Source organism: uncultured Finegoldia sp. (genome assembly GCF_947252345.1).
Taxonomy (GTDB): domain Bacteria; phylum Bacillota; class Clostridia; order Tissierellales; family Peptoniphilaceae; genus Finegoldia.
In genome coordinates, this window is the sequence record NZ_CAMXVC010000049.1 from 1 (window position 1) to 5443 (window position 5443).

A 5443-nucleotide genomic window follows, 5' to 3' on the forward strand; every position below is an offset into this window, starting at 1 on the left:
TGAACAACTGTCAGGATTTCTATTTTTTGCTTTTAAGTGGTACCACCAGGAATCGTATTAAATTCACAAGTAGCTGTATATCATCACTTTTTAGAAACAGCGCAAGAGTAATCTCCTCCTATTGCTCCACCGTTGGACTTCTGCGTTTTACGTGTCGTTGCAGCGGATGATTTCTTGGGGCAAAGGTAGGGAATTAGTTTGAATTATTGTCTTTCAACTTCTTTATTTCTTTATCAAAATCACTTTCCAACAACTCCATTTCACGCTTGCGATAGATGTCAAACTCCTTTTCCGCTTTTTCAATCGCCTGCTTATGTGAAATGTTCCCCTTGCCAATCAGAACTTTCCGTTTATGGGCAATAATTTGATTATCCAATGCTTCAATCCAATCTTTCATCGTCATAGGATTCATTTCCAATGCTTGAAACTCCGCAAAATCCAAGAAACCTGAAACAAGCAGATTCAGCCGTTGGAGCTCAATCTCAGACAAATAGTTCTTGGCTATCTTTACATCGTCTTTGGTCACATAGCTTCCCTTGAAGTTGGTCATTCCGACAAAAGGTTTTTCATTATCCACACGGTTGTATATGATTTCAGCAGCCGTATTCTCGTGAACAGCATAATGCAGCTTGTTCTGCACTGTGGCAAAAAACATTTTTGTCATCTCGTCACGAGGGTCATAGTCTGTCGCAGTGGCATATATATCCGTTACTTGCTGGTAAAAGTTGCGCTCGCTACTGCGAATGTCCCTGATACGCTGCAAAAGCTCACGGAAATAGCGATTACCTCCTTGTTTCAACCGTTCATCATCCATAGCAAACCCTTTTTGGATATATTCGTGAAGTCGTTGGGTTGCCCAGCGACGGAAACGAGTAGCAACCTGCGACTGGACACGATACCCCAAGGCTATAATCATATCAAGATTATAGTGGTCAATGTTACGTTTCACTTGACGATTGCCTTCCTGACGAACTAATAAGAATTTCTTATAAGTTCTATTCTCATCTAATTCTTTGTCTGCATATATATTGCGTATATGCATAGAGATATTCTCTTGTGTCGTACAGTATATATCCGCCAACTGTTTTTGTGTCAGCCACAAGTCCTCATCGGCAAAACGCACGGACACACGGGTTATCTCATTATCGTCCTGATAGAGTATGATTTTATTTTCTTCATTCATAATTAGTGATTATCTTTTTTCTTTGAATTTGAACGATAAAGCCTATCTGTAATTACACCCCTAAATATGTCCTCATTGAGAAACTCTAAAACACGGTTCAAATCCGCAACATTATTTGTTGGTAAAACCAATTCTTGATTTTCATTTATTTGGGCATTAACTCCGTATTTGTTTAATAGGCTTGTTTTTGTTCGAGATGCTTTTCTCATAAAAGTTGAAATATTGTCAGTGTTCGACAACAACTTTATAAGCCGACGCGTCTTTATGTTTGCTATATGCTTTATGCTTTCTGTATTTACATTAATTCCATCTATTGCTCCAAAGAATTCAATTTCAGCATTTGTAGCTTCTGTAACAAAATTTATTAGTGAGAATATTTGATTTGCGACTGTATAACTTTGGAAATACAGTTTTCCCTCCGTGTATAACGCATGAATCTTATCTTCGACAATAAAAGCAGAGTTATTCATTTTTGCAAATACATTTCCATACTCAAACTGCAAGACCATTTTGCGTTGTAACATATTTTTCTTATTAAAGACCTGAAAATAGAACTTTCCATCATCGTAATAAAAGATACTTTTAGGCATATCTTCATTTATATTATATTCGGACATGTCAGCCTGATTATATGGTATACGAGCAAAATCTTCAGGTAAGTCATAATGCACGTACGTTATATTTTCCCCGTTCCGACTAACAATATTGCCATCGAAAACATCTTCTTCTATACCTTCTGGTTTAAATATAGTCCCACCATTTATAAATAGGTTTTTAATCTCCGTAACGATCTCTTCTTGTAGAGGGATATGTTTTACTGTGTTATCAGGCATCAATGCATAAAAATGGCTCATATTATTTTTCATTAATGATTAAACCCGTATAATCTGTCACTTCAATAAATTTTTTAATCTCATTCTTATTTCTTATACATTTTCTAGAAAGCAGGATATAGGTGTTTTCTTCTGTATATACTTCATAATAGCGATACCCCCATATTGAACAAAGTAAATTGTAATTGTTGTTATTATAACTTGCAATCGCTATAAAACAGCATTGAAGTATTATGCAAACAAATAATACCACAAAATCAAGTTTGTCGGCAAATATTGTCAACCAAGGGATTATAGATGAAATCACCTGCTCCGCACTGTTCAGAGATAAATTTGAATAAGATTTCACTTGAATAGTTTTTCCTTCCTTGTGTTTATTAGATTTTTTACAAAGAAAAATTTTGATGCCTATAAGGCATATTAACGTAAATCCAAAACTGATATTGATGCCCCACCATTCAAAACTAGTAGGGAATATCCTATTTTCTAGCGTTTCATCCCAAAATCGAAAATAATTCGAACTATCCTTAATGACACCTATTAATCCTAGTGATAAAAATGTTGGTGCTGTTACCGTGGCGGTGAACAAAAATTTAGAATCAAAACTTACCATCGGAAGATTATTTTAAAGATAAAAATAATTTACTTATCTCCTCTTCTGCCTCAAATATGGGGGTTGCTCCGTACTCGCCATTGAGATAGCTGTTTTGAAGCATTTTATCAAAACGCACATTATATAAATTATCCATTCTTCCAAATGAACTGATACCGTTATTATCTTTTCTCATCAACCATATTTCATCCCTCCTGAATATCGTTTGATCCATTAAAGAACTTTCATGAGTGGTGAAAATCAGTTGACTAGAAATATCTTTTGAATACTTGTAAAATAATAAAATTATTTGCTTAATAAGTGATGGATGCAAGCTACGTTCCATTTCATCAACAACAAAGACTTTCCCTCCTTGAATCAAATCCAAAATAAGTGGAATATAATCAAACAAACGTTTTGTGCCATCACTCTCATCGCCAAGCGAAAAAAGCTCGACATCAGCTTCATCCATCTTTTTATGTACTGTCATCAATTTCTTAGCCTTAATTTCACCATCAATCAAGTTGATTAAATACAAGTTGTCGTCAAATCTTAATGCTCCAAATGCTTCATCTGTGTTAGATTTTGACAGATCTGCTTTTATTGCACGTTGTAAATCTTGTGGAATACCAAGTTTTTCAAATTTCACTTCTATTAATTTTACACCATCAACGCCAGTATTGAAATATCTTAAGAATGCCCCAAAACCACGTTTTAAATCATTATCATCAGCAGCTTTAAGTAATACACCTTGCTTATACGGAGTATCAGGGAATATAATTTTAAGAGAATTTACGAACCAGTCGATAACAGAATCCAAATCTTTAATATTTGATACGTTCTCATGAATGTTACGACTCATGACTTCATGAAGAAACAATTGTTTTTGTGGTGTCGCTTTTGCAAGAAATGACAAGAATTGTGATTCTTCCTCTTTTGGATTGAGCTTAAGAAGATATGAAATATCAAAATCGGATTTTTCTGTATTTCTTTGAAAAATAACACATTCTTTATTTTTGTTTATTTGCTTAAGCCATTCTAAACTTATTTGTTCTGCATTGTAGCTAAAGCCATATTCATATTTTTTGTTTCCACAAAGTATATGATAAATAATGGTTGTATCTTTTTTCTTATTTTCCGAGCTTAAACGAAAGGGGTAGAAATCTATTAAATCATCTGTACGAGTACCTCTTAAAACAAGTTTTTTACCTAACTCTATCGCCTTGACAAAATTACTCTTTCCGCCAGCATTTGCTCCAAATACTGCCGCTGATTTCAGCACCCACTGCCCTTTAGTTGGCTCCGTTTTATGCTCCTTTTTCAAAGAACCTTTGCTTGGCTGAAGGAGTAATATTTCTTTATCCTTAAAGGATAGAAAATTTTCTATTGTGAACTGTTGTAGCATAAGTATTGACTAAATAAGTTGTTTAATGGTGCAAATATAGTGATATATTCTCATTTACACAATACATTTCGGATATATCTATGGTATATAATTGTCAAAATGTGATTTTTTCTCATTTTGATTACTTGATACAGAAAAAGTTTGTATATTTGCACCGTCAATTCGAAATTAAGACCCTGGCTAATGGACCAGAGAGTTGGCTATCTTTATTATGAGTGATTTTTACTATGTAAACAAAATTGCATAACCTACGGGTGAGCATGAAGTCCATGCATCAAGTTGTAGGTATTTGCCATCGGCAGAAAATCGAATTTGTTTGGGTTTCTTTGCAAATGGTAGAGAGGCTGTAAGAAAGGCGAAGAAGCACTACTTTATTTCTCCTATTCTGCCGTTCTGTCAATCGTCAATCATTCCTTTCAAAGTCAGGACTTCCTTTATGTGTTGTTGATTCTTATCATTCATATCGAAAAGCGTATAAAGTTGGGCATTCACATCACCGTTGTAATCAATAATGCCATTGGCATCGGAGTAGTCCAATAAATCCGGAACTTTCTTTGCTAAAGAGGTCAAGGATTCGTCTGTGAGCAGAAAGGCGAAGCGGATAATCTCACTTGTAGCATATTTGAAGAAGTTCTGGGCTTCTTGCTCTGTTGCGAATGTTTTCAGTGCTACACGAGAACGACCAAATGCGCTATGATTATCTACAATAGCGATTTGATTGCTACGTTTTTGTCCTCCGGCATTGGCGCTTGATACAATGACTTTCCACCTGTTCAAATGTTCAAGTCCGGTTGTAATAACGTCTTTACTAGCTACATACCAACGTGCTCTTCCACTCTTGCCAGCTTTATCATTGGTGAAAAGTTTGATTTCTAATTCTGGGTCACAATAATCACCTTCGTTATATTCTCTTACAAGTGTAGGATTTCGTTCCACAAAATCGCTTTCTATAGAAAACAATTTCTGAGACAAGACAGAATCGTGTAAAGTGTTGTATTTTCCTATGATGACATCTAAACAAGAAACTATTTCATTATCAAGAGGATTCAATGGGAATAAATCTTCTTTTGGATTATCAGCATAAACCGTTATATCTTTTCCGTTTTTAGAATAGATGTATTTAAACCCATTACTTTCTTTATGTGTGTCTTTCATCACAATGGATAAGCCATCAGCAATACCAACTTCTTACTCTCTTGGATATCTATCACATCAAAATAATCTGCGAGTATCTCTGAAAAGATACAACGCAACAATTGCTCGGTCTTCATGATGCAAAGATAACAAATACTTATGAAATTATGTGCATGAGGAGAGAGGGGTGCAACAGGGTTTTACGACTGACCCGAAAGAGCTCCACACCCTTATTCTATTAGCACAAAAAAAATCCTGAACAACTGTCAGGATTTCTATTTTTTGCTTTTAAGTGG

Annotated in this window: 5 protein-coding genes; all 5 read right to left on the bottom strand. The window is 35.0% G+C overall.

Annotated features, from left to right (window positions below; genetic code table 11):
* Positions 1 to 193: 193 nt before the first annotated feature.
* The 5 genes from Q0X02_RS07695 to Q0X02_RS07715 all read right to left on the bottom strand — a co-directional run bounded on the left by Q0X02_RS07695 (position 194) and on the right by Q0X02_RS07715 (position 5168).
* Positions 194 to 1183, bottom strand: a complete 990-nt coding sequence (locus Q0X02_RS07695) for a virulence RhuM family protein (RefSeq protein WP_297813960.1) — start codon at positions 1181 to 1183, stop codon at positions 194 to 196.
* A 2-nt stretch (positions 1184 to 1185) separates the two neighbouring features.
* Positions 1186 to 2049, bottom strand: a complete 864-nt coding sequence (locus Q0X02_RS07700; RefSeq protein ID WP_297813963.1) for a hypothetical protein — start codon at positions 2047 to 2049, stop codon at positions 1186 to 1188.
* On the bottom strand, positions 2039 to 2629 hold the full coding sequence (locus Q0X02_RS07705) for a hypothetical protein (protein ID WP_297813967.1): 591 nt from the start codon (positions 2627 to 2629) through the stop codon (positions 2039 to 2041). The genes Q0X02_RS07700 and Q0X02_RS07705 overlap by 11 nt, the downstream gene beginning before the upstream one ends.
* Before the next feature lie 7 nt (positions 2630 to 2636).
* Positions 2637 to 4013 carry an ATP/GTP-binding protein gene (locus Q0X02_RS07710; RefSeq protein ID WP_297813969.1) on the bottom strand — a complete coding sequence of 459 codons (1377 nt, stop codon included), beginning with the start codon at positions 4011 to 4013 and terminating at the stop codon, positions 2637 to 2639.
* A gap of 396 nt (positions 4014 to 4409) precedes the next feature.
* On the bottom strand, positions 4410 to 5168 hold the full coding sequence (locus Q0X02_RS07715) for a hypothetical protein (RefSeq protein ID WP_297813972.1): 759 nt from the start codon (positions 5166 to 5168) through the stop codon (positions 4410 to 4412).
* Positions 5169 to 5443: the final 275 nt, after the last annotated feature.

Bases quoted from the DNA above. Each gene is read 5' to 3' on its own strand.
- Q0X02_RS07695 (WP_297813960.1), bottom strand. From the start codon at position 1,183: ATGAATGAAGAAAATAAAATCATACTCTATCAGGACGATAATGAGATA.
- Q0X02_RS07700 (WP_297813963.1), bottom strand. From the start codon at position 2,049: ATGAAAAATAATATGAGCCATTTTTATGCATTGATGCCTGATAACACA.
- Q0X02_RS07705 (WP_297813967.1), bottom strand. From the start codon at position 2,629: ATGGTAAGTTTTGATTCTAAATTTTTGTTCACCGCCACGGTAACAGCA.
- Q0X02_RS07710 (WP_297813969.1), bottom strand. From the start codon at position 4,013: ATGCTACAACAGTTCACAATAGAAAATTTTCTATCCTTTAAGGATAAA.
- Q0X02_RS07715 (WP_297813972.1), bottom strand. From the start codon at position 5,168: ATGAAAGACACACATAAAGAAAGTAATGGGTTTAAATACATCTATTCT.